This window comes from Telluria sp. LT1R51-2, from assembly GCF_059685775.1.
Genome location: NZ_JCASIM010000001.1, coordinates 324,711 through 348,961, shown reverse-complemented (window position 1 = coordinate 348,961; position 24,251 = coordinate 324,711). Strand labels below are relative to the sequence as shown.

Genomic DNA, 24,251 nt, shown 5'->3' with positions numbered 1-24,251 from the left:
AGGGTCACAGCCGGGGTCAGGTCTGACATTTGGACACGGACTCTTCCTTATTGCCGTCCCCACGGCATTCAAAAATCGACGTTGTGTTGAGCTCGTGTCTGAATGTCAGACCTGACCCCGGCTTCCGAAGATTGTGGGTAGGAAGGACGTCAACGAGGATGGGATCGAGGACTTGGAGGTTTGCTTTGTCGATCAGGCATTGAATGGCGGAACCTACAACACATCAAAAGGGCTGCTGGTTACGCGCTACTCCGCAGACGGTTACGCAGTTGCCTTGAATTTCAGTCTTAACGATGGCGTTTGTCATGAATATTCTCGGTAGAGTTTCATATGCAAGGTCCGCTTCGGGTCGCATGCGGCCCGTCACCGCTTCGCAAATGACGGTTTTACGAAGACCAGCAAACGTCAGGGAGCAAAAGTGCAATGGACGACTATCGATCAAGCGTTCATCAGACAGATCTATCCTGGTGAAGACTGCAAAGCGATCAAGCTTCCAGGCTAGATCGCAATGGACATTGTTCCATATCGGGCGTCAGTCGCCGCGCCAGATCGTCGCGCAGCGTCTGCAGGTCAGAGATACGACGATCGATGTCCTGGAGCTTGCGCGCCAGCGCCGCTCGCAGCTGCTTGCCGGATGCATCTGGATTGGTCAAAAGCGGCAGATCCGCTTCGATTTCTACCAACGTAAAACCCAGTGACTGCGCCAGGCGCATATAGCGTAGCCACTCCACCGCCTCGGGTGGATAGTCGCGGTAGCCGTTGGCGCTGCGCCGGGCATGCAGCAGGCCACGCTTCTCGTAAAACCGCAAGGTGTCGCGCGACAGGCCAGTGGCGCTTGCCATTTCTCCTATCTGCATGGTTGCTCCTGTTTTCGCTTGACCATGGAGTGTACTCCAGGCTTTAGCATCCGGTCTCGTTCAATATGAGGAGAGATCATGCAGTTTTCAGCTTCCAGCTTTACGCGCCTGGTGCGCGCCAGCGGCGTGTACGACGTCCTGGTAACAGCGCTATTTGCTACACCATGGACTTTTGCGCTAGCCCATAGCCAGCTCAGCGGCATTAACCAGGCGCTCGGTGGCTCTGCGCTGCCCGTGTTCGCTCCGTTTCACGTCTTGTTCGCCTGCCTGCTGGGTAGCGTGGTATTGGTATGGTCACTGCTGCGCATCGCCGATCCGCAGCAGCGGTTTGGCCGCTATGACGGCGCTGCGCGCATGATGTTTGCCACATGGATGGTGTGGGCGTTGAGCGCCACTGGCGAGCCGGTGCTCTGGATTTTTATCCTGCCCGAGCTGGCGTGGGGCGTGGCGCAGTGGTGGCCAGTGCGCCACGGCTGAGTAAAGAAAAACCTGGCGCAGGGTGCACTGGCTTCGTGGCGTTACCAACCTGATACACCTGCGTCACGGCAGATCCGGCGTTCACGTACGTTGTGCATCAACCCTGGGCGGCTGCATGGCGGTGATCTTTCTTACATCGTTGAATCGGCCGGCCTGCTGCGCTGCGGCTGCCATGGCGCCGGCCAGCGCCCGGCATTCATTCTCGCCCTGGGCCAGCAGGATACGAAACGAGGGAATGCGCGACACCGACCACAAGATGGCGGCCGTCACCCAGAACGGGCTGGCGTGCAGCCGCCGTTTCCCGGCTGGATAGAGCTGGTCGCCGCCGCTGACGATCAGCGCAAAACACGCCTGCACGCCGCGTGCCAGGACTGCCGCTTCGCCCCAGGTGGCGCCGCCTCCCCGGCGCACGCCTGCCACCGAAACTGCTTCGAATGCGACGCACAAGGGTGCATGGCAGCGCAGCCATCGCAGCATGTCCGGCTCCAGGACCGCAGGCAGACCGTCAGCGTTGAACACGTCAGCCCAGCGCTGCGCGCTGAGCTTGCTCTTTTGTCCGCCGGCGCCGATAACCGCATGCAATCTGCCGTCGGCGTCGAGGCTGGCCTGCACGAATGGCATGCCGAAGTCGCAGCGCGCGGGACCGATTGCATCGCGCAAGCGCTCGGGGTCGAACTGGTTGACCATGAACAGGATGCGTGCGGCGGCGCTGTCGCGCAGAGCGGGAATCAGGGTGTCGACCTGCTGCGCCGGCACAGTGACGATCACGAGGTCATACGGCGTCGCAGTGTCGAGCCGATCGGCGACGGTCACCGAGGCGCGCGTGCCGTCATCCCTGACAATGGCGCCGTCGCGCTGCAGTTGCCGCAGCCGGGGGGAATCCGGGCGGGCGATGACGGTCACGGCGTGCCCACCGGCGAGGGCCAATTGGTAGGCGAAGGTGCTACCGATGTTGCCGGTGCCGATAATGGCGATTTGAAGTGGATTGGACAAGGGGATCCTGGTGAGTGGACGGTCAGGCCGCGGCGGTCGCCACAGTGCTTTGTTTGAGTTGCATCCGCGTGAGTGCCGCCCACGCCAACACATAGGTCGCGGTCATGGCCGTAAAGCCCGCATGCGCGGCGCTACCAAGCAGACGGTCTGCAATGAAACCGAAAGCGGGGATGATCTGCTGCGCGTGCACGCCCATGAAATGCGCGGGATGCGCATCGCCAACCCGGCGCCAGCCGACCAGCGGCAACCCGGCCCCGGCTGGCGCGCGCTTCCCGCCCAGTATCAACCCGCTGACGGTGGCGAGCACGAAGGTCATGAGCAAGCCGGTGACGGCGCCAAAGACGGTCACCGACGCGCGCCATGCGGGATTGGTGTCGATGATGATCCAGGCCAGCCAGGCTTGCGACGCGGTCAATGCGATGGCGCCGCATGCCATCAGCACCGTCAACGCCGTGTGCAGCGCGTCGCTGGTGTTGTAATGCGACGGCTCGTTACGGCTGGCCTGGTAAGTAATATAGGCCGCCTCGAAGGTCGATGTTGCGACGATCAGCGCCTCGATGGCGGCGAAAGGGGCGCCGGGGCCAGCGGCGCGCATCAGCACGGCCGTGGTAGCGGAAAACAGCGCCAGGGCCGCCAGGAATTTGAGTGGTTTGGCCCAGACGTTGACGCCGCGGATCGTCCGCAGATCGCGGCGCGCGGCCAACGTGGCCGGGATCATGCACAGTGCCAGAATGGCGGCAAAGACAAGCAGGGACATCGCGACCTCCGTTACGAAAGCAACGATAGTACAGACGTCTTTCTGCATGATCTATATGCTAAAGTCTGCATTATCTTTGCCATCGTCCGAGGACACTCATGGATGCACTATCGGATGTACTTTCCCTGCTTAAGCCCGTGAACTACATGTTCCGTGCCGTCGATGCCGCCGGCGACTGGGCCATCGGCTACCCGGAGCACCGCAGCATTAGATGCTTCGCTATCTTGTCGGGGCAGGCCTGGCTGGCAGTCGACGGCATTGCCGGTGTGTTGCTGGAGGCGGGCGACTGCGTGTTGCTGCCCCGGGGTTTGGCGTTCCGGCTGGGCAGTGCGCTCGACGTGGTTCCGGCCGACGCGTGGGATGTGTTCCCGTCGGTGGAAGAAGGCGGCGTCGTCACCCTCAACAATGGCGGCGCCGTCTACGGCCTGGGCGGCTACTTCGCTTTTGACAGCCGCCATGCGGACATCCTGCTCGGCGTGCTGCCGCCCATCGTGCACATCCGCGCGGAGGCAGACCGTGCAGCATTGCGCAGTGCGATGGAGCGCGTCATGGCCGAACTGCGCACGCCTTTGCCGGGTGGATTTTTGATGGCGCGGCACCTGGCGCACCTGGTGTTGCTTCAGGCGCTGCGCATCATCCTGGCCGAGGGCCGGGCTGGCGGCATCGGCTGGATTTATGGCCTGGGCGACAAGCAGATCGGCGCCGCGTTGAATGCGCTGCATGGCGATCCGTCCCGCAAGTGGACGATCGACGCGCTGGCCGCCTTGGCGGCGATGTCGCGTTCGACGTTTGCGCTGCGCTTCAAGGAGCGCGTCGGCGAAACCCCCATCGATTACCTGACGCGCTGGCGCATGCTGTTGGCCGCCGACCGGTTGCTGACATCGCGCGACGCGATCGCCGTCATCGCACCGGCGCTCGGCTATGAATCGGAGAGCGCCTTCAGTACCGCGTTCAAGCGTGTCATGGGTTGCGCACCGCGCGACTACGTACGCCAGCCCGGCCCAATCTAAGCCGGCTGGCACTGGGCCGGATTTGCGGCAGCTTGCTTTTCCTGACAAGCTGACGCGGCACGAGATTTCAAAGCACACTGGGCCGGCCCGTAACCAGGGTCATGTAGCCAGCATAGCCAGGGTCAGGTCTGACATTCGGACACAGACTCTTCATTACTATCTTCCACACGGAATTCATAAATGGAGGTTTTGTTGAGTTCGTGTCCGAATGTCAGACCTGACCCTGCTTGTGCTTGTTGAGTTCGTGTCCGAATGTCAGACCTGACCCTGCTTGTGCTTCACCCTGCTTGTGTTGCTCATCACGTCGCCGCTCGAACAAGCGGTGCTGATGGCGCAGACTGTCGCCACGGGTGACCTGGGCAGCCAGATCGTCGTTCAGGGCGACAACGACACCGGCGCGCTGGAAGAGACCGCATCGTCGATGGAAGAGCTGACCTCGACCGTGCGCCAGAACGCCGACAACGGGCGCGTCTTGCTGACGATGGACGCCAGCACCAGGAGCATGTGGGAAACCTGCAACAACGTAAAAAAATGGAATCGTGCGAGCAAGAGGATTTCTTCTCTTATCTTAGTATGTGCAATATCATTTTTTTAACAGCCAAGGAATTATTGTAATGAAGACTGCCTCCGTACGCCTCCTGTCCAGCCTGGTTCTGATGGCCGCTTCGTTTTCGGCCTCGGCCGGTCCGAACGTAGTCAGGGCGCTTGAAGTCAAAGGCGTCTTCAATGAAAAAGTGGGCCCTGCGCCGCAATGTGCGTCCACCCTCGGCGGCAAGCTTGCCGGCCACGGTGAGACGGCTGAAGGTACGCCAGTCGCCTTCGTGGGCGGAGATTGCTTCGCCCAGTCTGGCACGACGTTCACCTTCAGCAATGGCAAGTTCATCCTGCTGTATCCAAACGGCGACCAGATTTTCGCCGATTACAGTGGTCAGTTCGTTCCTACCGGCGCAGGCACTGCCTACGTCATGAACGGCGGCACCTTCACCATCACCGGCGGCTCCGGCACCTATTTTCACGCAACCGGCGGCGGCTCGCTGAGCGGCACCGAAGACTTGTCCAACGGCGCCGGTACGATCGGGTTATCGGGTCGTGTTTCTTACAAGCAGAAGTAATCGCTGAAACAGCGCCACGCGACGCTGACACTGCGTCGTGACGGCCTGAAGAAAAGAGCGGCATGTAAAAAGAGCGGCGTATGTCCCACTCTTTTTACATGCCGCTCTTTTTCTTGGCGATTTCTGATGGTGCCATTCACAAGCCGTAAAGCTGAATGGCGCCAAACACCGATCTTGTCCGCGTTACGTCATGGCGTGACCGGATCGACCGGCTCGAAGCCTGCCGCACGCCGGCTCGAGCGTGCCAGCGTCCAGGCGAAGCCGATGCCGGCCGACGTGCCGGAATTCTTCAGGTGCAGCGGGCTGTCGCGGTTGGCGCTGCCGGCGTACGACTCGTAGCGCACGTAGCCGAACAGGCGCACGTCGGGATTGAGCTGGCGCGTGGCAAACAGGCCCACGCGCGCCAGTACCAGGCCGGCATCGGCGCTGTACGCATCGCGGCTGGCGGTTGCATACTGCGGCGCGACCTCATAGAAATAGCGGTTGATGCGCTTGTCGCCGAACACCACCGACGTGTTGGCTTCGAACGACCACAGACCGCGCTCGCCGCGCGTTTCGTAGGCCAGCTTCGGTTCGAACGTCCAGCCCTGGCGTCGCAGGCCGCCCCGCGCTTCGATCACCGCGCGCAGCGGCAGTTCGGCGCGCAATCGACTCGTCGCGTCAATGTCGGCCACGCGGATTTTCAGGCGCGGGCCAAATTCGAACAGCGCGCCCAGATCCGGCATGCCGGCGCGAGCCTCGACGTCGTCCGAGTCCGACGGCAACGCACCCGACAGGCCAACGTCGAACTCAAGCCGGTCGGAGCGGAACAGACGCGCACCGATGCCCGACTGGTCGGCGCGCAGCACTTCCCCGCGATAAAGCAGGAACGGGATGGGCAGGACGCGGGTGGTGCGGTCGTCGGCGCCGGGATACGCCGGTGTGCTCAGGGCAGCGGCGCCCAGGCCGAATTCCCACAGCGGCAGGCTGGCGCCCGCTGGCGATTGTGCGTGAGCGTGGAATGCGGGGAGCAGGCAGGCTGCCGCGATGGCAGCCTTCAATGGAACATGCATGGGGCCTCGGGAGTCTGTGGTCGGGGGATGACCGGATTCTATCCGAGGCCGTGCCAAAAGTGCAGCGCGCGCAACGAACAATCTGCGCAGCGCCGAAGATGAAACTTACGGCCAGATCGCCTGCAGCATTGCGGCCAGGTTGTACCCGCCCTTGATCAGCTGGGTCTTGGCGATTTCGGAGCTTGGCACCGGATAGTTGGCCGGCACTTCGAGCGCGAAGGTGTAGTAGGTCTCGCCCTTCTTGCCCGTTTGCGGCGTCAGCTTGCCCGGCACCACGTCGGCATACGCCAGCTTGGCGGATTTGAGGCCATCTTCCACCCACTGCACCGGCCAGGTGGCCACGTCGCCTTTGGCTTTCGCGACCAGCGGCGCGCTGGCGATCGCCACGTCCGCGAACTGCTCCGGCGTGCGCGTTTTGACGCGGCGGAATGCATAGTCGACCGTCGTGCTGTCCCAGTACGAGTGGAACGGCTTAGTCAGTGCCTTCGGCACGCCTTCCTTGATGACGACCGGCGCATCGCCCGCTTCTGCAGCAGGGATCACCCCTTTCGACAGCGCTGCCAGTTTCTCGTCATCGAGCAGCAGGTTATTGCCGCCGCGCGAATCGAACACGAGCGTATCGTCGATCTCCGCGCGCGATTTTGGCACGATGAACTTGCCGTCCTTGCTGACGAACGCCGAACCGACGTGCAGCGGCTGGTGAATATCGCCGGCAAAGTGCGCCAGCAGGATCAGGGCCTGGCGCTTGGTGAACTTGTGCGGATTCAGCGCCGGATCGGTCTTGCCCTGCAGGACGGCGATGCACTGCTCCAGCGTCTGCACGATGTCGACATCGCTCGTGCCCACGCCATGCTCATGGTAGTGATCGAGCTGGAACGGCACGTTGGTGTAGTGGTATTCGCTGTGGCGCGGGTTGCCTTCGACGTATTCCACCATCTCGGGCGTCTGCGGGCCGCAGTAGGTGCCCTTGACGCAGTCGGCCCAGTTGGCGACCGACGCTAGCGATTCGCCCGGCTGCAGCAGTAGTGCGATTTGCTTCTGGGCGTTCGTCCCCTTGAGCAGCTTGTCGGCGATCGAGCCGACGGCGCGGTGGCCGTCGCGGCCCCAGGCAGCGGCGTCCGATGCGCCCAGTAATCCGAAGGCGCTGGTGAGCGCCAGCACGCATGCGAGTTTTTTCATGATCATTTTTGAGGTGCTTAATTGAGGCGCACGATGCGCGGGGTAGCCGGGGCCAGCGCGGCGCCCTGCCCTTCGAGTTTTTTCAGGTAGGTGATGAAGCCATCCAGGTCGCGCAGGCCGGTGTCGATACGCTCGGTGCCAAGTGCGAATTCGGGATAGCCGTCGCTGCCTTCGGCCAGGAAGTTGTTCAGTGCCAGCCGATACGTTGCGGTATCCACCAGCGGTTTGCCATTGAGCTTGATGCTGCCCGGTACCAGGCGGGTGCCGGCGGGCCGCTTGGCATCCCACGTATAGGTAAAGCCTTGCGAGACCTGCAACACGCCGGACGTCACGTTCGCGCCGTCGGGCCACTGGCGCTCGAGCAGGTTGCGGATCTGCGCGCCGGTCAGGTTCATCACGACGGTCGTGTTCCCGAATGGCAGCACGGCCTGGGCCTGGCCAAAGTTGACGGTCTTGTCGGCGAGCGCTTCGAGGTCGCGCCGGATGCCGCCATTGTTCATGAACGCGAACTGCGCACCCAGGCTGCGGGCCGAGTCCAGCGCCGCGTCGGCGACCAGGTTACCGAGCGGCGATTCACCCGCATCGTTATTCTTGCGCAGCAGCGGCGCCACGGCGATCTTCGCGATCGGGCGCGTCAGCGCAGCCTCGCTGCGCTCTTTTACCTGCGCGATATACGCAACCATCTTCGGATCGGCCGGGTACTCGCCCGGCTTCATGACGACGTTGGCGACGGTCAGGTTCGACACTGCGCCGGTGGTTGGCTCGACCTGCATCGACACGCGCGTGAGCAAGTGGCCGGCCGTATCGGCCTGAGTCACGACGCGGCCATCGACATCACACAGATAGCCCTGGTGCGAGTGCCCGGTCAGCACCAGCTTGACCGTCGGATCGATCTTCTGGACGACCGGGACGATGTCGCCCGTGAGCTTGCTGCAACCGGCTTGCAATGGCGACTCGACCGTGCGGCCGCCCTGGTGCACGAGGGCCACGATGACCTTGGCGCCGGCTGCGCGCATCGCAGGCAGCGCGTTGTTGATCGCTTCGGCTTCGTCGCCGAACGTCAAGCCCGCAATGCCCGATGCGACCACCATGTTCGGCGTATCGCGCAGCACCACGCCGATCAGGCCGACCTTGATGCCCTTGACGGTTTCGATGGTGAAGCCCGGGATGATTGGCTTGCCCGTGACCTTGTCGATCACGTTCGCACCCAGATAGGTAAATTTGGCGCCACCAAAGGTCGGCGTGAATTTGCAGGCCTTGGTCGGGTGCGGCGAATCGCAGCCACCATTCTGCTGGCGCAGCAGTTCCTTGCGGCCGCCATCGAATTCGTGGTTGCCCACCGCGCTCGCGCGCAGGTTCAGCATGTTCATCACTTCGATCGTCGGCTCGTCGGCCCACAGCGACGACAGCGCCGGGCTGGCGCCGACGATGTCGCCGGTCGACACGAGCAGCAGGTCCTTGTCCTGCTTGCGCCAGGCCTGAAGGGCCGCGGCCACCGCTTCGGCGCCGCCGGCGCGCATGACCTGATCCTTGCCATCGGCGCCCTTGAGCACGTAGCGGCTTGGCTCCAGATTGCCGTGGAAGTCGTTGAGCGAGACCAGATTGATGGTAACCGGGGTCTGGGGAGCGGTCACGCAGCCGGCCAGCAGCAGCGCAACGGTCAGCGTGGAAAGACGGGCGCTTGCGCGACGCGAGACGATCATGAAAAACACCTTTTATGGAATCGGGCCGGGGTGGCCGGCGCCCGAAAAACGGGGGCTTGGATAAGCGCAACAGCAGGCATTATCCCATGCCGCCTGTGCGCAGGAAATCCTTACAGCAGCAGGGCTGCGGACTTTTTTGATGAAAAAACGGCCGGTGTTTCCACCGGCCGTTCTGGCTACTTCAGGCTACTTCAAGCTACCAATTCGCGCTGCTTAGAATTCGTAACGCAGGGTTGCCTGGATGGCCCACTGCGACTCGCCCTTGGCTTGCTTCAGGTCCTGACGCTCGACATCGTTACGCACGACGTAGATATAACGACCTTGTGCATCGATACCGGCGACATCGACGAAACTGCGTGCCTGGCCACCAGCCGACTGGAAGCTGATCTCTTCGGTACGGCCCCATTTCTTGTTCAGCAGGTTGCCGAAGTTCATGAAGTCGAGCGAGAAGGTCGCCTTGTTGCGTGCGAAGATGCCCGGGATTTCCTGGCTGATGCGCACGTCGAAGGTGTTGACCCATTCGGCGGTCGAGTTGTTACGCTTCACGACACCACCGGCAGCCTTGCTCAGGCCCTTGTTCGCATTGACGACGTCCCAGAAGCGCTGCTCGTTCGCACGGCTGGTCGCGGTGTCGCCCGAGAACACGACTTCGTTCGCACCGAAGGCGGTCGGGATGTACATCAGGTCGTTGCCGGCCAGATTGTCACCGTTCATGTCGTTGTTGAACGTCCAGCTGTACGGACGGCCTTCACGACCTTCGTAGAAGACGCCGAGACGCGTGTTGTAGCCTTCGAAGAATTTCTTCTGGAAGTTCATCAGCGCATTGACGCGGTTCTTGATCGCATAGCTCGAGTTCGCGGCGACTTCTTCGTTCGGGTTGAACACCGAGCGGCCGTTGAAGTTCGAGTTGGCCACCGACGACGTCAGCGGCGAGACTTCGGTTGCATCGGTGTAGGTGTACGCCACCGACCAGCCAAAGCCCTTGGTCATTGGCTGCGACAGCGACGCGGTCAGCACTTTTGCATCGCCCTTGTCGGTATCACGCGCCACCAGCACGTTGCCGAAGCTGCGGTTGTTCAGCGAACGGTTGACCGCGCCGCAGGTGGTGATCAGGTTTGCCGTGTTGTTCGACACGCCATAGCACGCCGGGTTCAGGCCCTGGGTATTCCAGAACAGTTGACGGCCATCCGAGCCGGTGCGCGTTGCTGCGCCCAGGTTCAGGTGTTCATAGAAGATGCCGTTCTTGTTCTTGGTGTACAGCGCTTCGGCGCCGAACACGATGCCATACCACGGCAGTTCGGTGTCGAACGCCACGTTGGCTTTCCAGATCGATGGCTGACGGAAGTTCGGATCCAGGAAGTTGACGTCGGCGGCCGGAATGGCGCCGGCGACGGCTGGCTGGCCATCCGGATTGAAGCTGATCAGGCCGCCCGTGGTCGGGCAACGGGTCGCAGCAGTGCCCGAGCAGCCGATGGTGGCCGTGGCAGCGCCGGTGCCCGAGAACGGGTTCGACATCCACACGGTGGCTGCCGCGCCCTGGAACAGACCGACGCCGCCGCGGATCTGGGTCGGACGCTGCGACTTGTCGAAGCGGTAGTTGAAGCCGAAGCGTGGCTGGATCAGGTCGGTACCGTCGATGGTCTGGGTATTGTCCAGACCAAAGCCGCCGGACTGACGCACGCCAGTGGCCGGGTTACCCGCCACCAGCGGCCGGGCCGCAGCCGCGTTGGCCAGTGGACGGCCGCCGATGTCGTTACGGTCGTAACGCACGCCGTACGTCAGGGTCAGCTGGTCATTGACGGTCCAGGTGTCTTGCAGGAACAGGCCGGTGTTCTTGGTGTCGAAACGGGCAATCGCATCCTCGAGTGATGCGCCTGCCAATGCACGCTGCTGGTTATAGACCAGTGGACGGCCACGCTGGAAGTTCTCCAGCACGGCTTGCTGTACCCGAGCATTGGAGGCATTTGCGCAGCTTGGCAATGCGCCGAAGCTGTAGAAATTCACATCGGTCGAATCGAGGCAGGCAAACGTGTACGAGCCATTGATACCCTGCAGGAACGAGTTGTAGACTTCGTTCTTGGTCTGGTCGACGCCGAACTTCAGTTCATGGTCACCCACAATCCAGTTGGCGCCGGCATACATATCCTTGGTCTTGTTGCGCAGGACATTGTTGTGGCGGCTGAAATCGGTACCGAAGTTGATGAAGCGGTTGGCAGTCGACAGGCCGGCAGGCGCATCAGCCGGCAGCGCGCCGCTGAACTGCAGCGACATCGATGGCGTGCGGGTCGCGTTGGTCGGAACCGAATCGTAGTCGCGGGTCGAGAACTTGAACTCGGTCGAGAAGTTCGGGGTCCAGTCCGAGAACACCTGGGCGACAGCGGTCTCGATCGTCTTGCCCTGGTTATAGAAGCCCGACGACAGGCCGACGCCGGTGGCCGAGAAACCCGGGTAGAACGGTTCGCTCTGTTCAGTCTTGGCGTAGCGCAGGTTGGCGCGGTGTTCGTCGGTGATGTTCCAGTCGAACTTCACCATACGCTCTTTCGAGGTCAGCATCGAGCCGGTTGGCACAGCCGAGCTGCCGATGTCGACGCCGTAGGTCTGCTGGGCAATGCGCTGCGCTTCCGAGATGGCCGACTGCGGGATGCCGACGGTGGTGCCGGTACCGCTGCCGATTGGGCCAAATTCCGGGCTCGAGCGCGAGCTTTCGAAGTTTTCAGCCAATGCGTAGATGAACAGCTTGTCCTGGATCAGTGGACCGGAAGCCCAGATACCCTTGGTGGTTTCCTTCGACTTTGGCGCGTCGGTGTAGACGTCGGTGATCGGGTTGTAACGGTCGCCCGACATCGTGTCGTTGCGGAACACGTAGTACACGCCGCCCTTGTAGGTGTTGGTACCCGACTTGGTCACGGCGTTGATGTTCGCGCCGGTGTAGCCCTTCTGGGTGACGTCGTAGTTGGCGACGTTGACCTGCACCGACTGGATCGCTTCGATCGAGATCGGCTGGCGCGCGGTCGGGCTGCCGTTCGATTCCAGGCCGAAGGTATCGTTGATCGCGACGCCGTCGATGGTCGTCGAGTTGTAGCGCGAGTTCTGGCCGGCGACCGAGATTTCGCCGCGGTCCTTGTCGGTCTGCGAGACGCGCGGGTCGGCACGCGCATAGTCTTGCAGGTTACGCTGGATCGATGCCTGGGTCTGCAGCTGGGTGTTGCTGATGGCAGTGCCCGCACCCATGTTGTTGCTCGAGAAGATTTCCGAACGCTGTGCAGTGCCGGCGATCGTCACGGTCTGCACGCCCAGGGTGGCGTCGACTTCGGCGGTCTGGGCCAGATCGAGGAAGACGTTGTTGCGGGTCTGGGTGATACCGTCTTTGGTGATAGTGATGGTGTAAGGACCACCCACGCGCAGGCCACGTGCAACGTAGCGGCCTTCAGCGTCGGTTACGACATTGCTGACAGAACCCGACTCGGTGTGCAGGATCTGCACTTGCGCGCCAGCGGCAGGCTGACCCGAGACGTTCGAGATACGGCCACCGACGGCCGAAGTGGTGTTCTGTGCGAACGACGGCGACGCCGCCAACGCAACTGACAAAGCCAGCGCCAACTTGGTGAGCCGGATCTGCTGCTGAGTGATCATTGATTACCCCAAAAAGAACTTCAAAGTTGTTTGTTGGACGCCCGACGGACGTCCTCCCCTGCTTTACTGCTTGTTGTATTCTTCGTGCCGCGTCAGTGATTCAGCCGGCAAGCGGCTGCGATTGTATCGGTACAATGTTTCAACAAAATGACACGATCTGTGGCTTGATTTACACCAGAATTGCGCCAATATGCATCAGCGTTTTCAGCCCGACAAATTCAATTTGGCTTCGCTATTCAGAGCTTTTCCGTATAAATCGTCCGGTCGACGTTGTCGTTACGCGACATAAATCGTGTCATTTGGCGCGCTTTATGACATGGCGGAATTATATGCGTGGCATTCCACGGTGAAATTTTTTCGGCAAAAAATCAGTAGAACCAGCGGTGCAAGGGGAAATTCTGTAGCGAGAAGACGACAAACCTTACTTCTGGACTAACTTAGTGCCGAAAAGTCGAAGGTTGTTTATGACAGGGAGGCGATCCGGCGAGCGCCGGATCGGGAGTGACACACTTTATTTCACGCGCGCTGCCTGGGTCGCCATGGCAGCGACTTGCGCTTCGAATCGGGCATAGCGCCCATCCAGCTGTTTTGTTAAGCGTTGTTTTTCTGCAACGGGCAAGAAGGCATAGTGGATGCTGTTGTACGACGCCTTCTTGATCTCGGCGTAAGACGGCTTGAACTGGCTGGCAAATTGCACGTACTCATGCGACAGCGTGTGGCGGGTCACGCCGGCGTCGTCGGTCGAGATCACGTACGGCACGCCATACTTGCGGTACAGGTGGATCGGATGATCCGCGCCTGCCACGCCGCTGATGAACGCGTTCGAGGTCAGGTTGATCTCGACCGGAATATCCTTCTCGCGCATCGTCTTGATGATGGCCGGCGCATTGGCTTCATGCGCCAGGTCCAGGCCATGGCCGATGCGGTCGGCGCCGGCAATGCCCAGGGCGCTGTCGATGTGGAACTTCAGGCCTTCCGGCGGCACCTCGCCCAGCGCCAGCTCGCCCGCATGCATCGCCACCTTCACGTCCGGGTACACCGTTTTCAGGAAGCGGAACATCTTCATGTGCAGCAGGTAGTCGCGCATCGACACGTTCAGGCTTTCCTGGCCGACGATGTTGACGCCGACGATGCGCCCGCCCTTGGCGGCGGCCTTGAAGCTCGACACCATCGCCGAAAACACCTGCGACGGCGCCAGGAGGCGCAGCGTGTAGTTCTGGTAGCGCATCGTGAAGCGCTCGTCGTCGATGCCTTCCGAGGCCGCGTTGATCTGCGCGACGAAGCTGTCGATCGACGTGTTGTAGGCCGCGTTGGCGTCCAGTGCTGCCAGCTCGGCGCGCAACTGGGCGCCCAGCGCCGCGTCGTCGTTCACGCTGGCGCGGGTGCTGGTGTCGAAGGCGGGGTTGGCCACGAACGGCGAGAGCAGGAACATCGTTTCGATGTAGCCGACATTTTCGGCGATGGCGCGCGCCTTGATCTCCTGCAGGCCTTCGCGCAGATTGTCGTTGGCCACCGGGCCGAAGTAGCCGAAGGTGCCGAAGAACAGGCGGTCCGGCGCTGGCTGGATCGCGACGTGGTTGCTGAAGTCCTTGTTCGACCAGCGCTTGACCAGCTCGCGCCAGGTGTTTTCATCGGCGTTGACTTGTGCGCCCGTCAGGCAGGTGCGCTCAAGAGCCGGCTTGGCGCGCTGCGCGGCAATGGTCGCCTTATCGGTCTCGATGCGGTAGGTATTCTTGTCGATGCAGAAGCCCTGCTTGTCAACGAAATCGACATAGGTCTCGGCATAAATCGCGCCCGAATAATGGTGGTGCAAATCGCCGCCCTTGGGCATCTGCGTGAAGAACATCGTCAGCTCGGACAGGCGCGGCGTGCTGCCCTCGATCAGGCTGGCGTAGTGACGCGCGGTGACCGCTTCGTTGGCGGTGACCGATGGCGCCCGGGCCAGGACGGGCGAAGCGACGACGGCCAGCGCCAGCAGCGCACTGCCGGGCAAATACTTGTGCATGTGAAACTTTCAGGATGGGTGGCAAGCGTCAGACTCTAACGCCTTCGTGCGGGGTTGGCAATATTGTCAACCCTACCTTTCGTGGACGAGGCGACCATATGAATACGTCGCGGCCACCGTACGGTCATCCCCCAGCAGCGCCAGCGCAAACAGCAGCTCTTCGAGCGAGTGACTGTGGCCCGTGCGGCGCGCCATCAGCGGCGTGGCTTCGCGGTCCAGCACCACGAAGTCGGCTTCGAGCCCGGGCGCGAAGCTGCCGATCGTGTCGTCCAGCCCCATCGCGCGTGCGGCGCCCAGCGTGGCGAGATAAAACATGCGCAGCGCCGTCAGGTAGCTGCCCTTCATGCGGGCGACCTTGTACGCTTCGTTCATCGTCTGCAGCAGCGAGAACGAGGTGCCGGCACCCACGTCCGTACCCAGCGACAGCAGCATGCCGGCCTTGTCGGCACGCTCGAAGTCGAACAGGCCGCTGCCCAGGAACAGGTTCGACGTCGGGCACACGGCGGCGGCCGAGCCGGTGGCCGCCATGCGCGCCATGTCTTCGTCGTCGAGCCAGATGCAGTGGCCGAACATTGCGCGCGGGCGCATTAGCCCATAGCTGTCATACACGTCGAGATAGCTGCGCGCCTGCGGAAACAGCTCGCCGACCCAGGTGCATTCGTCGCGGTTCTCGGCCACGTGGGTTTGGATGAAGGTGTCCGGATACGCCGCCGCCAGTTCGCCCGTCAGGCGCAGCTGGGCTTCGGTCGATGTCGGCGCAAAGCGCGGCGTGATCGCGTACAGCGCGCGGCCGCGCTTGTGCCAGCGCTTGATCAGCGCTTCGCTCTCGCCCAATTCACCTTCGAGGTCGCGCAGGAAGTCCGGGCAATTGCGGTCCATCAGCACCTTGCCGGCCACCATGCGCAGGTTGCGCGCTTCGCTTGCGGCAAAGAATGCATCGACCGATTGCGGGTGCACGGTGCAGTAGACCATCGCCGTGGTGGTTCCGCAGCGCAGCAGCTCGTCGAGGAAGAAATCAGCCGTGGTGCGGCCATCCTCTTGATCTTCGTAACGGCGCTCGGTCGGGAAGGTATAGGTCTCGAGCCACGGCAGCAGGCCCGGGGCTGGCGAGGCGATCATGTCAGTCTGCGGGTAATGCAGGTGCGTGTCGATGAAGCCGGGGACGATCAGCTTGCCGCGGTAGTCGACAGGTTCGAGGCCGGCAGGCAGCGTGGGCGCGAGCGCGGCGTAGTCGCCGGCGGCCTGGATGCGGCCATCCTCGACGATCAGCAGGCCGTCTTCATACAACAGCGCGGCGCCATCGTCGAACGCCGGATCGGCGCGAAAGTGCAGCAGGCTGGCGCGATAGGCCTGCACATTGGGTGATGCAGTGGGCATTACAGGAATTCCGGTTGAAGTTCTGGGTGATATGCAGTGTGGCCTGAAGCTTCCCACACGGCCAGCAATTGCGCCACACTCGACGCCGCAATCACGGCCGGGGCCTTGCCGGCAATATCGGGCAAGCCGATCGGGCAGACCATATTGGCCAGGCGCGCATCGTCGATGCCGCGCTCGCGCAGGCGCGCTTCGAACTGGCTGCGTTTGGTGCCTGATCCAATCAGGCCGAACCAGTCGGGCGTGGCCAGATGCGCGGGGCGCGCCAGGATCGCGTGGCACAGGCGCAAGTCGAGCGCGTGGCTGTGGGTCATGACGAGAAAGCTCGTGCCAGGCGCGGCGTGTTCTACCAGCGCCTCGGGCGTATCGGTCGCCTCGATCGTCACATTCGGAGGGATGGATGGCGGGAACATGGCGTCGCGTTCGTCGACCCACGTCACGCGGCATGGCAGCTCGGCCAGCGCGCGCACGATGGCAGCGCCGACATGGCCGGCGCCGAACAGCATCAGGTGCGCGCGCGGCGCCAGGACCGGGTCGAGCAGCCAGCGGCGACCGCCCTCGCCGTCCAGCACGCGGGCTGCGGGTGCGCGTTCAAATGCCGGCGCGTCCGGCGTACCCGCCAGGGGCGCCGCGTCGTCGAACAAGGCCCATTCGAACGCGCCGTCCAGCGCAACGAGGCGCCAGGTGTCGGCGTTGCGGCGGGCGCGCAGCAGGGTAACCTGCGCGGCATCGACGCGCTCGAACGCCAGCCAGGCGACGCCGCCGCAGCACTGGCCCAGGCTCGGGCCCAGCGCAAAACGCTCGAAGCGGCGCGCTTCGCCCAGCCCCAGCATCGTGCGCGCAATCTCCAGCGCGCGGTGTTCGAGATGGCCGCCGCCAATGGTGTCATCAAAGTCGTGTGCGCGCACCAGCATCTTCGCGCCCGGCTCGCGCGGCGCCGAGCCCTTCACGGCCGCCACCGTGACCAGCACGGACGGCACATCGCCCTGGGCGCGCAACCAGTCCATCGTCACGCGCGCGCGCCGGCGGCGCCCTCGACGAACGCGATCGCATCCAGAATGGCTTCGCTCGTCGCGGGGGCATTCAGCGGTGGATTGACCCGGTGCCCGCCCACGCTCGAGATGGCGTCGCGGATTGCGAAGAAGACCGAGAACGGCAGCAGCAGCGGCGGTTCGCCCACGGCCTTGGAGCGGTGGATGCTGTCTTCGACGTTGGCGTTGTCGAACAGCGCGATGCGGAAATCCTCGGGGCAGTCCGACACCGCAGGGATTTTGTAGGTCGACGGCGCATGCGTCATCAGCTTGCCGGCCGGGTTCCACCACAGTTCTTCGGTGGTCAGCCACCCCATGCCCTGGATGAACGCACCTTCGACCTGGCCGATGTCGATCGCCGGATTGAGCGAGCGGCCGGCGTCGTACAGTGCGTCGACACGCAGCAGCTTCCATTCGCCCGTGAGCGTGTCGACCACCACTTCCGACACCGCCGCGCCGTACGCGAAGTACGAGAACGGACGGCCCGTCATCGTTTTCGGGTCCCAGTGCAGGCCGGGCGTGGCGTAGAAACCATCGGACCATAGCTGCACGCGCGCCAGGTAAGCCTTGGCGACGAGTTCCTCGAACGGCAGCGCCAGGCCGGCGACGAACACGGTGCCGGCCGCGAAACGCACGTCGCTGGCCGCGCCGCCGTACTGCTGCGCGGCGAATTGCGCCAGACGCGCGCGGATCTTGCCGGCCGCATCCTGCGCCGCCTTGCCGTTGAGGTCAGCGCCGGTCGAGGCGGCGGTGGCCGACGTGTTCGAAACCTTGCTGGTGTTGGTCGCCGTGGCGCGCACGCGCCCCAGTTCGACGCCCAGTTCGTGCGCGACGACCTGCATCACCTTGGTGTTGATGCCCTGCCCCATCTCGGTGCCGCCGTGATTGACGAGGATGGAGCCGTCCACATAGACGTGCACCAGCGCGCCGGCCTGGTTCAGGTGCGTGACATTGAACGCGATGCCGAACTTGAGCGGCGTGAGCGCCAGCCCCTTCTTGAGCACGGGGCTGGTGCGGTTGTAGTCGTCCACGGCCGCGCGGCGCGCGCGGTAGTCGCTGTCCGCTTCCAGCTTGGACACCAGTTCGGGGATGACGTTGTCGACAATCGTCTGGCCATAGGGCGTGACGTTGCACTCCTGCTTGCCGTAGAAATTCAGGCGCCGGATATCGAGCGCATCGCGCCCCAGGTTGCGCGCGATCTCATCCAACACGTATTCGATGGCGATCGCGCCCTGCGGACCGCCGAAGCCGCGAAACGCGGTGTTCGATTGCGTGTTGGTCTTGCCGCAGGCAGCGCGAATGTCGACGTCGGACAGGTAATACGCATTGTCGAAGTGGCAGACGGCGCGCGTGGCCACGGGGCCGGACAAATCGGCTGAGTAGCCGGCGCGCGTGACCATGTCCACCCGCGCGGCCAGGATGCGGCCCGCGTCGTCGTAGCCGACTTCGTACTCGTAATGGAAGCAGTGGCGCTTGCCGGTGACGAGCATGTCGTCGTCGCGGTCGGCGCGCAGCTTGACGGGACGGCCCGTACGCACGGCGGCGATGGCCGCCGCCGCAGCCCACAACGCCGACTGCGATTCCTTGCCGCCAAAGCCGCCGCCCATGCGGCGGCACTCGACCGTCACGTGATGCGAATGCAGGCCGAGCGCATGGGCGATCACATGCTGCATCTCGCTCGGGTGCTGGGTCGACGAGTACACGTGCATGCCGCGGTCTTCGCCGGGAATCGCATACGCGATCTGGCCTTCGAGGTAGAACTGCTCTTGCCCGCCCACGTACAGCTGGCCCTTGACGGTGTGCGGCGCGCGCGCGAATGCGGCTGCGGCATCGCCGCGCGTCAGGCGCATGGGCGGCAGCACGTACGATTGCGCGGCGCGCGCCGCCTGCGGGGTCAGGATCGCGGGCAGGTCCTCGTACGTCACCTGCGCCAGGCGCGCTGCGCGACGTGCGTTGTCGTGGCTGTCAGCGACGACGATGAAGATCGGCTGGCCCACATACTGCACCAGGCCATCGGCCAGGATCGGATCGTCGTGGATGATCGGGCCGCAATCGTTCAGGCCCGGGATGTCGGCCACGGTCAGCACGGCAACCACGCCGGCGCTGGCACGCACCGGCGCCAGATCGATGGCGGCGATGTGCGCATGCGCGCGCGTCGACAGGCCCAGCGCCGCATGCAGCGTGCCGGCCAGCTCGGCGATATCGTCGGTGAAGGTCGCGCCGCCGCGCACGTGCAGCTCGCTCGACTCGTGCTTGCGCGCACGGCCCACTTCGGCCCAGACGTCCAGGTTCTTGATGCCGCCGTCGTTCATGGTCGTCTCCTCAGGCGCCGGCAAAGGCATTGACTGCCTGCGCGGGCAGCGGATCGTGCAGGCGCGTTTCAAGCCAGAAGCGGCGCAGCAGGTTTTGCGCGGTGCGCATCCGATAGCTGCTGGACGCCCTTGCGTCAGTGAGCGGCGCATAATCGCGGCCCAGCGCCATCATCGCGGTGCTCAACACGGCTTCGCTCCACGGCTGGCCCAGCAGCGCGGCCTCGGCCTGCGCGGCGCGCTGTGGCGTTGCGGCCATGCCGCCGAATGCAATGCGGGCATCGACGATCGTCTCGCCGTCGAGCACGATGGCAAACGCGGCGCACACGGCCGAGATGTCCTGGTCGAAGCGCTTGGCCAGTTTGTAGGTGCGAAAGCGCAGGCCCGGACGCGAATGCGGCAGCGGCACGCGCACGGCCTGGACGAATTCACCGGGCCGCAAATCCTTCTTCTGGTAGCCCAGGTAAAAATCGTCCAGCGCCAGCACGCGTGTACCGGCGCTGCTGGCCAGGACCACCTGGCTGCCCAGCGCGATCATCCACGGCATCGAGTCGCCGATCGGCGAGCCGTTGGCCACGTTGCCGCCCAGCGTGCCGGCATGGCGGATCGGCAGCGACGCGAAGCGCTGCCAGAGTTCCGTCAGTTCAGCGGGATAGCGCGCGGCCAGTGCCGCGTAGGCATCCTGCAGCGAAACGCAGGCGCCGATCTCCAGCATGCCGTCTTGTTCACGCATTGTTTTGAGCTCGCCAACCTGGCCGAGATAGATCACGTCACCCAGTTCGCGCAGGTGCTTGGTGACCCACAGCCCGACGTCGGTCGAACCGGCCAGCAGCACGGCGGCCGGGTGCTCTGCGCGCAGCGCCGCCAGTTCAGCCACGGTGCGCGGCACATGGAAGTGCTGGCCATGCGCGGCGTACGTGAAGCCGTGGCCGCGCTGCAGCGTGCGCAGGCGCTCGGCCAGCGCAGCGCGGTCGAAGGCAACCGGCGGGAGTTCGACCATGCGGCGCGCGGCGTCGATGATCGGGCGGTAGCCGGTGCAGCGACACAGGTTGCCGGACAGCGCATCGTTGATCTGGCAGCGCGATGGCGCGCGCCCTTCCTGCTTCAGGTACATACCAAACAGCGACATCGCAAACCCCGGCGTGCAAAAGCCGCATTGCGAACCGTGGCATTCGACCAGCGCCTGCTGCACGGGATGGGGCGCGCCACCCGGCTGCGCCAGGTCTTCGACCGTGAACAGCGCCTTGCCGTCGAGCGTCGGCGTGAACTGGATGCAGGCGTTCACCGCGCGCAGGGCCAGTTCGCCATCTTCCAACGAACCGATCACCACGGTGCAGGCGCCGCAATCGCCTTCGGCGCAACCTTCCTTGGTGCCGGTGCAGCGCAAATCCTCCCGCAGGTGCTGCAGGATGGTTTGCGTGGGCTTCACGTCGCGCAGTTCGCGCACCTGGCCCTGGTAGAGGAATCGGATCGGTTCTGACATGCCTGTCTTTGGTGAGTGGATTACTGGACGCCAAAGGCGGAAGGCTACCATTCAGGGTCCATCAACCTATAATCAATGGATGATATTGCTCATATCATGAAAAATATAGTGTAACGCCGTCACATGGTCCAAGGATGCACCATTTTCCAATGATTGGCGATGTCGATGCGGCGCGTGACCCAGACCTTGTCGTGCCGGCCCACGTAGTCGAGGAAGCGTGCCAGCGCCGCCGTACGGCCCGGGCGGCCCGCCAGGCGGCAATGCAGGCCGACCGACAGCATCTTGGGCTGGTTCAGCCCATGCGGGTCGCCCTCGGCGTACAGCACGTCGAAGGCATCCTTCAGGTAGTCAAAAAACTGCGTGCCCGAATTGAAGCCGCCGGCCGAGGCAAAGCGCATGTCGTTGGTGTCGAGCGTGTACGGCACCACCAGATGCGGCGTGCGGCGCACCACCCCATCCGGCCCGGCGGCCTCGACCTGCTGCCAGAACGGCAGGTCGTCGCCGTAATGGTCGGCGTCGTAGGCAAAGCCGCCATGCTCGACTACCAGACGGCGCGTGTTGGGCGAATCGCGCCCGGTGTACCAGCCCTGCGGCGGCGCGCCCGTCAGGTCGCGGAAAATCGCCACGGCTTCGTGCAGGTGCGCGCGCTCGGTGGCTTCGTCGACATTCTGGTACGAGATCCAGCGCAGCCCGTGGCAGGCGATTTCGTGGCCCAGTTCCTGGAACGCGGCCACCGCGTCGGGATGGCGCGCCAGCGCCTGCGCTACGCCGAACACGGTCAGCGGCAGCTTGCGGTCCTCGAACAGGCGCAGCAGGCGCCATAAGCCCGCGCGCGAGCCGTATTCGTAGAGCGACTCCATGCTCATATGGCGCGCGGGGAAGGCACTGGCGCCGACAATCTCGGACAGGAAGGTTTCGGATGCCGCATCGCCATGCAGCACATTGTTTTCGGCGCCCTCTTCGTAGTTGAGCACGAACTGCAGCGCGATGCGCGCCGCGCCCGGCCACTGCGGATGGGGCGGCGTGCGGCCGTAGCCGGCCAGGTCGCGCGGGTAGAAGGTCGGCATGCACATTCCAGATGGAGTTGGTCCACTCACATCGTGCCATGCGATGCCTGCAGCAGTCCAGTGTGGATGCGCGGTGCGTCGTTCTCTACGTCACTCGCAAGGATTCGACCACCGGCCCGGGGCGCACCCGGCCGTCGATGAAGCGTTCCTTGAGCGCAGTGCGCCCGAGCCCCCCAACCGCACCGACGTCGACGACCAGCGTCGAGCCAGGCGCTGCCTTCTGCAGGGCCGACAGGCAGCCACCGAGCAGGCGACGCGTCAGCGCCTGATGATCGTCCAGCACCGTCACACGTTCGGCGGCGCCCCACTCGAACTGCACGCCGACCACCCGCGCTTCGGTGGCAAGCAGATCCAGCAGGTCCTGCACGATGTCGGCAAGCGCCAGGGGCTCGGGCTGGGCGGGGCCAGTGTGCTCGAGCGCAAGCACGCGCCAGGTGCGGGCCTGACGGGCGAACTGCGTGCTCATTGTCTTGGAAGACTGCACCATGGCGGTGACGTCGGCACCGGCGGCAATCCGGCGCGCTGCGACCTCCATGCGCAGGCGGGCGCTCGTCAGGCGTTGCAGCATGTCTTGCCGCAGGCGTTCCAGGGTGTGCTCCATCTCGTGGCCGCTGATACCGGAGAGCCACTTGGCCAGCAACTCGCATTCCACTGCTTCGGTGGCGCAGAACAGGATGTCACGCACTCGGTCGGCCGTGGCCAGCGTCCGCACCGACATGCTCAGCACGCCCATCGGCCCATGCGGCCCGGTGATCGGTACACCCTGGCACGTAAAGGCATGAAAGCCCTCGATGAAATGCTCGGGGCCGACCAGTTCCACATAACCGTTCTCGGCGATGGCGGTGCCGACGCCGTTGGCGCCGGCATGCGCCTCGTCGAGCAGGGAACCCGGCCGCGGGAAATTCTCATCAGCCATGGTTTCAGGGTCGCCCGTCAGGCACAGCAGCCGGCCGTCGGTGTCCGCCAGCATCGCCGCGTGCCGGTTTTCACCTGCTGCTCTAGACAGGGCCCCGAGAAACGGCGCGGTTGCCGTGATGAGCTCGTGACGCTGTGCGAGCAGCTGCTGTGTGTCGTGTTCTCCCAGCAGATCGGCGCGGCCGAGGCGCGGATTGCAGCCACTGGCGCGTGCGCGGTCCCACGCCCTGAGCACGTACGGCCGCAGCGTGTCCGGCGCAAGATGTTGATGCTGCACATAGCGTTCCCATGCTGCGCGCACCTGCCCGACATCGGGATGCCGGACGTTGGACAGAAATTGCATCAGGCCATTCCTGGATCGGATGCGCGCGCGGCTGGCAGCAGGCGGCGCATCAGGCGGACCATCTGGTCGAACTCGAATGGCTTCGACAACGACTCATCGAAGCCGGCAGCGGCCGATTCGGCAGCCAGGCTTGCCATCGCCGACACCAGCACTGCCGGCGCCTTCAAACCGAATCCCCGCATCTGCTGGAGGGTCTGCGAGCCGTTCAACCACGGCATGCGATAGTCGAGCATGACCAGATCCGGCGCTACCCCATCACTGATAGCGGCCACGGCTCGCCGCGGGTCGTCATGCAGCGACACCCGGAAGCCCTCAGTTTCAAGAAGCCATGCGACGCTCTCGAGCAAATCCAGCTCGTCGTCCACGATCATTACATGCCATTTACCAGTCATCGCACATGATACACCGGCTTGCCATGAACCAACTCAGCATTCATGCCGGTACGCGGTATTGCCGTGCAATGCATGCGACCGGCGCAGCCCCGGTGAGTCGGTCTGCGCCTGCATGACCATCCTATAGAGTCCTGCCGCTACCCCGCCAAGTGACGCCGCGCGCCTGCCACGTTATGATGAGTCTCCCCGTACGCAAGGACACCCATGGGCAAACTCACCACCCACGTACTCGACACTGCACACGGCTGCCCCGGCGCCGGCATCACCGTCGAGCTGTACGCGATCGACGCCGCAGGCCGCACGCTGATCAAGGCCGACGTGACAAATGACGATGGCCGCTGCGCCAGCCCGTTGCTCGATGCAGCAGCGCTGCGGCCCGGCCGGTACGAGCTGGTGTTTCATGCGGGCGACTATTACGCCGCACGCGGCGTGGCCTTGTCCACCCCGCGCTTCCTGGACCGGATCACGCTGGGCTTCGGCATCGGCGACAGCGCCCAGAATTACCACGTGCCGCTGGTGATGACGCCCTGGTCGTACTCGACCTACCGCGGCAGCTAAG

The 24,251-nt window shown here is 63.8% G+C and carries 20 protein-coding genes; 5 read left to right on the top strand and 15 right to left on the bottom strand.

Going from position 1 to position 24,251, the window contains the following annotated elements; translation table 11 throughout:
* Nucleotides 1-485: 485 nt before the first annotated feature.
* Nucleotides 486-857 carry a MerR family transcriptional regulator gene (locus tag AC56LH_RS01610; RefSeq protein WP_499643461.1) on the bottom strand — a complete coding sequence of 124 codons (372 nt, stop codon included), beginning with the start codon at nucleotides 855-857 and terminating at the stop codon, nucleotides 486-488.
* A 78-nt stretch (nucleotides 858-935) separates the two neighbouring features.
* On the opposite strand from AC56LH_RS01610, the gene AC56LH_RS01605 reads away from it, so the two are divergent.
* Nucleotides 936-1,334 carry a hypothetical protein gene (locus AC56LH_RS01605; protein WP_499643459.1) on the top strand — a complete coding sequence of 133 codons (399 nt, stop codon included), beginning with the start codon at nucleotides 936-938 and terminating at the stop codon, nucleotides 1,332-1,334.
* Nucleotides 1,335-1,415: 81 nt separating this feature from the next.
* Here the strand turns inward: AC56LH_RS01605 and AC56LH_RS01600 are convergent, their stop codons facing one another.
* The gene (locus AC56LH_RS01600; RefSeq protein WP_499643457.1) at nucleotides 1,416-2,327 is read right to left on the bottom strand and encodes a ketopantoate reductase family protein; all 912 of its coding nucleotides are present in this window, start codon (nucleotides 2,325-2,327) and stop codon (nucleotides 1,416-1,418) included.
* 22 nt (nucleotides 2,328-2,349) lie between these two features.
* Nucleotides 2,350-3,132 carry a hypothetical protein gene (locus AC56LH_RS01595; RefSeq protein WP_499643455.1) on the bottom strand — a complete coding sequence of 261 codons (783 nt, stop codon included), beginning with the start codon at nucleotides 3,130-3,132 and terminating at the stop codon, nucleotides 2,350-2,352.
* A gap of 50 nt (nucleotides 3,133-3,182) precedes the next feature.
* On the opposite strand from AC56LH_RS01595, the gene AC56LH_RS01590 reads away from it, so the two are divergent.
* The 3 genes from AC56LH_RS01590 (at nucleotide 3,183) to AC56LH_RS01580 (ending at nucleotide 5,206) form a co-directional block, all read left to right on the top strand.
* Nucleotides 3,183-4,094, top strand: a complete 912-nt coding sequence (locus tag AC56LH_RS01590) for an AraC family transcriptional regulator (RefSeq protein WP_499643453.1) — start codon at nucleotides 3,183-3,185, stop codon at nucleotides 4,092-4,094.
* A gap of 271 nt (nucleotides 4,095-4,365) precedes the next feature.
* A complete protein-coding gene (locus AC56LH_RS01585; protein WP_499643451.1) occupies nucleotides 4,366-4,689 on the top strand; it encodes a hypothetical protein in 324 nt (107 codons plus the stop codon).
* 19 nt (nucleotides 4,690-4,708) lie between these two features.
* Complete coding sequence (locus AC56LH_RS01580; RefSeq protein WP_499643450.1) at nucleotides 4,709-5,206, top strand: hypothetical protein; 498 nt, start codon at nucleotides 4,709-4,711, stop codon at nucleotides 5,204-5,206.
* A 188-nt stretch (nucleotides 5,207-5,394) separates the two neighbouring features.
* Here AC56LH_RS01580 and AC56LH_RS01575 read toward each other — a convergent pair whose 3' ends face one another.
* The 12 genes from AC56LH_RS01575 to AC56LH_RS01520 form a co-directional block, all read right to left on the bottom strand.
* A complete protein-coding gene (locus AC56LH_RS01575; protein WP_499643448.1) occupies nucleotides 5,395-6,258 on the bottom strand; it encodes a MipA/OmpV family protein in 864 nt (287 codons plus the stop codon).
* Between the two features lie 105 nt (nucleotides 6,259-6,363).
* Nucleotides 6,364-7,437, bottom strand: a complete 1,074-nt coding sequence (locus AC56LH_RS01570) for a S1/P1 nuclease (RefSeq protein WP_499643446.1) — start codon at nucleotides 7,435-7,437, stop codon at nucleotides 6,364-6,366.
* 17 nt (nucleotides 7,438-7,454) lie between these two features.
* Nucleotides 7,455-9,140, bottom strand: a complete 1,686-nt coding sequence (locus tag AC56LH_RS01565) for a bifunctional metallophosphatase/5'-nucleotidase (RefSeq protein WP_499643444.1) — start codon at nucleotides 9,138-9,140, stop codon at nucleotides 7,455-7,457.
* Between the two features lie 213 nt (nucleotides 9,141-9,353).
* Entirely contained in the window at nucleotides 9,354-12,773 is a 3,420-nt protein-coding gene (locus AC56LH_RS01560) for a TonB-dependent receptor (RefSeq protein WP_499643442.1), read from the bottom strand.
* Nucleotides 12,774-13,284: 511 nt separating this feature from the next.
* Nucleotides 13,285-14,778, bottom strand: coding sequence for an adenosine deaminase (locus tag AC56LH_RS01555; RefSeq protein ID WP_499643440.1), 1,494 nt, complete (start codon nucleotides 14,776-14,778; stop codon nucleotides 13,285-13,287).
* A 72-nt stretch (nucleotides 14,779-14,850) separates the two neighbouring features.
* The gene (gene guaD, locus AC56LH_RS01550) at nucleotides 14,851-16,155 is read right to left on the bottom strand and encodes a guanine deaminase (protein WP_499643438.1); all 1,305 of its coding nucleotides are present in this window, start codon (nucleotides 16,153-16,155) and stop codon (nucleotides 14,851-14,853) included.
* A complete protein-coding gene (xdhC, locus tag AC56LH_RS01545) occupies nucleotides 16,155-17,159 on the bottom strand; it encodes a xanthine dehydrogenase accessory protein XdhC (RefSeq protein ID WP_499648347.1) in 1,005 nt (334 codons plus the stop codon). Before xdhC ends, guaD begins: the two co-directional genes overlap by 1 nt.
* A 2-nt stretch (nucleotides 17,160-17,161) precedes the next feature.
* Entirely contained in the window at nucleotides 17,162-19,495 is a 2,334-nt protein-coding gene (gene xdhB / locus AC56LH_RS01540) for a xanthine dehydrogenase molybdopterin binding subunit (protein WP_499643436.1), read from the bottom strand.
* A 10-nt stretch (nucleotides 19,496-19,505) separates the two neighbouring features.
* Nucleotides 19,506-20,975 carry a xanthine dehydrogenase small subunit gene (gene xdhA, locus AC56LH_RS01535; RefSeq protein WP_499643434.1) on the bottom strand — a complete coding sequence of 490 codons (1,470 nt, stop codon included), beginning with the start codon at nucleotides 20,973-20,975 and terminating at the stop codon, nucleotides 19,506-19,508.
* A gap of 119 nt (nucleotides 20,976-21,094) precedes the next feature.
* Nucleotides 21,095-22,042, bottom strand: coding sequence for an allantoinase PuuE (puuE, locus tag AC56LH_RS01530; RefSeq protein WP_499643432.1), 948 nt, complete (start codon nucleotides 22,040-22,042; stop codon nucleotides 21,095-21,097).
* An 85-nt stretch (nucleotides 22,043-22,127) separates the two neighbouring features.
* The gene (locus AC56LH_RS01525) at nucleotides 22,128-23,300 is read right to left on the bottom strand and encodes a hypothetical protein (RefSeq protein ID WP_499643430.1); all 1,173 of its coding nucleotides are present in this window, start codon (nucleotides 23,298-23,300) and stop codon (nucleotides 22,128-22,130) included.
* A complete protein-coding gene (locus AC56LH_RS01520; protein WP_499643428.1) occupies nucleotides 23,300-23,671 on the bottom strand; it encodes a response regulator in 372 nt (123 codons plus the stop codon). Before AC56LH_RS01520 ends, AC56LH_RS01525 begins: the two co-directional genes overlap by 1 nt.
* A gap of 225 nt (nucleotides 23,672-23,896) precedes the next feature.
* Between AC56LH_RS01520 and uraH the strand changes: the two genes are divergently transcribed.
* A complete protein-coding gene (gene uraH, locus AC56LH_RS01515; protein WP_499643426.1) occupies nucleotides 23,897-24,250 on the top strand; it encodes a hydroxyisourate hydrolase in 354 nt (117 codons plus the stop codon).
* Nucleotide 24,251: the final 1 nt, after the last annotated feature.